Genomic DNA, 2,948 nt, shown 5'->3' on the forward strand with positions numbered 1-2,948 from the left:
CTGACCGACGGTTCGCTCGATGGATTGCTGCCGTTCGAGTTCACCCGCTTGTACCGCAACAGCGCTGCCGAAATCGACGTCGGCCTGGGCTTTGGCTGGAGCCATTCGCTGGCGCATCGGCTGGAGATCGAGGGCGACGCGGTTGTCTGGGTCGATCACGAGAACCGGCGTACGCGTTTTCCGCTGCCGAGCATTGCGCGGCCGGCAATTCACAACAGTCTGTCGCGGGCGGCGATTTTTCTCGGGGATGAGCCGCAGGAGCTGATCCTGGCGCTGGCCGGGGATTCCGCGCGGTTTTATCACTTTCGCAATGGGCGACTGACCGCGGTCAGTGATGCCTACGACAACCGCTTGCTGGTGTCGCGCGATCGTCAGGATCGTATTCAGCGGCTGGACAACGGCGCCGGGCGTTGCCTGTTTCTGCGCTATGACCGCACGCATCTGGCGGCCGTGGATTATCAGGTGTTGCGCGAGGCGGTCTGGCGCACTCAGCAGACCCTCGTCAGCTATCGCTACGACGCCCGCCAGCGGCTGATCGAAGCGACCAATGCGGTTGGCGACAGCGAGCGTTACGACTACGACGACCAGCACGTCATCCTGCAGCGGCAACTCAGCGGAGGGGCGAGTTTTTTCTGGGCGTGGGAACGATCCGGCAAAGCGGCACGTTGTGTCAGGCATTGGGCGTCGTTTTCGCAGATGGACACGCGGTATGTCTGGGACGATGCCGGCAGTGTCACGGTGCAGTACGTCGATGGCACTGAGGAAACGTACGTCCATGACGACCGTGCGCGGCTGGTGCGCAAGGTCGCCGCGGATGGTGGTGAGCAGCTCAAAGCTTACGACGATGCGGGGCGTTTGGTTGCCGAGCAGGATGCGTTGGGCGCGGTTACCGAGTACCGCTATGACGATGCCGGACGGCTGATTGCGCTGATTCCGCCGGAAGATGCGCCCACGTCCTACGAGTATCGCAACGGTTTCCTGCACACCCGTTCGCGCGGGGAGGCGGTCTGGACCTACCGGCGTAATGCGCAGGGTGATGTGACCGAAGCGGTCGATCCGGACGGGCATGTCACGCATTACCACTACGACCCGCAGGGACGGTTGCTGTCGATCCGTTATCCGGACACCAGCCGCCATGTGCTGGTGTGGAACGACCTTGGGCAGTTGGTCGAAGAGACCCTACCCGATGGCGGCGTACGCCAGTTTTCCTACGACGCTTTGGGGCGGCGGATTACCACCCGCGACGAACACGGCGCGCTGACCCGCCAGAGCTGGGACGCCGTCGGCCGACTGATCCAGACGATCTCGCCTACCGGCGCCAGCCGCGCCTACAGCTACAGCCCCTACAACCAGATCACCGCCGAACGCGATGAACTCGGGCGCATCACCCGCTACGAGTACGACGACGATCTGCACCTGGTCAGCCGCCGGATCAATCCCGACGGCACGCAGGTGCAATACCGCTACGACCATGCGCAGCTATTGCTGACGCAGATCGAGAACGAGTCCGGTGAAAAGTATCTTCTGGACTACACGCCGACCGGATTGATCCGACAGGAAACCGGTTTCGACGGTCGACGCACGGCCTACGTCTACGACCGTAATGGGCACCTGCTGGAGAAAACCGAGTTTGGCGATGACGGTTCGACGCTGGTCACCGCTTACGAGCGTGATGCGGCCGGGCGCCTGCTGGTCAAGACCCTGCCCGATGGCGTGCGTGTGGAATACCGCTACGACCGCCTCGGCCGACTCAGCGGCGTCGATGATGGCCAGCAGCACCCGCTGGAATTTGCCTACGACGCTCAGGACCGGCTGATCACCGAGCACCAGGGCTGGGGCACCCTGCGTTACGCCTACGACAGTTGCGGCCAGCTCAAACGCCTGCGCCTGCCGGACAACAGCAAGCTCGATTACCTGTATGCCAAGGGTGGCGCACTCACCGCGATCAACCTCAACGGCGCGCAGCTGACTCGCCACGTCTATCAGTCCGGTCGCGAACAACAACGCCAGCAAGGTCTGCTGCTCAGCGAATATACCTACGACGAACAGGGCCGCTTGCAGGCGCACGCCGTAGGTCATCAGCGCAGTTCAGTGTATCGCCGCGATTATGCCTACAGCGCCAACGGCAATCTGGAGCAGATCGCCGACACCCGCCACGGTCAACGCAACTATCAGTACGACGCCCTCGACCGCCTGATCCGAGTATGCCACACCCGCGACCATCTGCCGGAAAGCTACGCCCACGACCCGGCCGGCAACCTGCTGATGCAGGATCGTCCGGGACCGACCAGCGTCAAAGGCAACCGCCTGCTGGCCCAGGGCGACCGCCACTACGACTACGACGCCTTCGGCAACCTGATCCGCGAACGCCGCGGCCTCGCGCAACAACTGATCACCGAATACAGCTACGACAGCCAGCATCGCCTGATCGGCCTGACCCGCCCCGACGGAACAACCGCCAGTTATCGCTACGACGCCTTCGGCCGGCGGATCAGCAAAACCGTCGACGGCCAGACCACCGAATTTTTCTGGCAAGGCGACCACCTCGTCGCCGAAAGCAGCAAAACCCAACACCGCAGCTTCATCTACGAACCCGGCACCTTCCGCCCCCTCGTGATGCTCGACGGCAAAGGCCCAAAACGCGCCTGCCCGTTCTACTACCAACTCGACCACCTCGGCACCCCGCAGGAACTCACCGACTACAGCGGCGACATCGCCTGGTCGGCGCAGTACGCCGCGTACGGCAAGACCACCTCGGTGGAATTGGCCGGAGAAGACTACCTCGACCAGCCGCTGCGTTTTCAGGGGCAGTACTTCGATGCGGAAAGTGGACTGCATTACAACCGGCATCGGTATTACGATCCGGAGGTTGGACGGTACCTGACGCCAGATCCGGTGAAGTTGGCGGGTGGGCTGAATCAGTACCAGTACGTGCCGAATCCGACGGG

General features: G+C 63.0%; 1 protein-coding gene. It reads left to right on the forward strand.

Features of this window, described 5'->3' with window-relative positions; all coding sequences use genetic code 11:
* A partial coding sequence (locus ACOI8A_RS28220) for an RHS repeat-associated core domain-containing protein (protein ID WP_420657990.1) occupies nt 1-2,948 on the forward strand: 2,948 nt, incomplete at both ends.

It is taken from the genome of Pseudomonas sp. P4795, from assembly GCF_048822895.1.
Taxonomy (GTDB): domain Bacteria; phylum Pseudomonadota; class Gammaproteobacteria; order Pseudomonadales; family Pseudomonadaceae; genus Aquipseudomonas.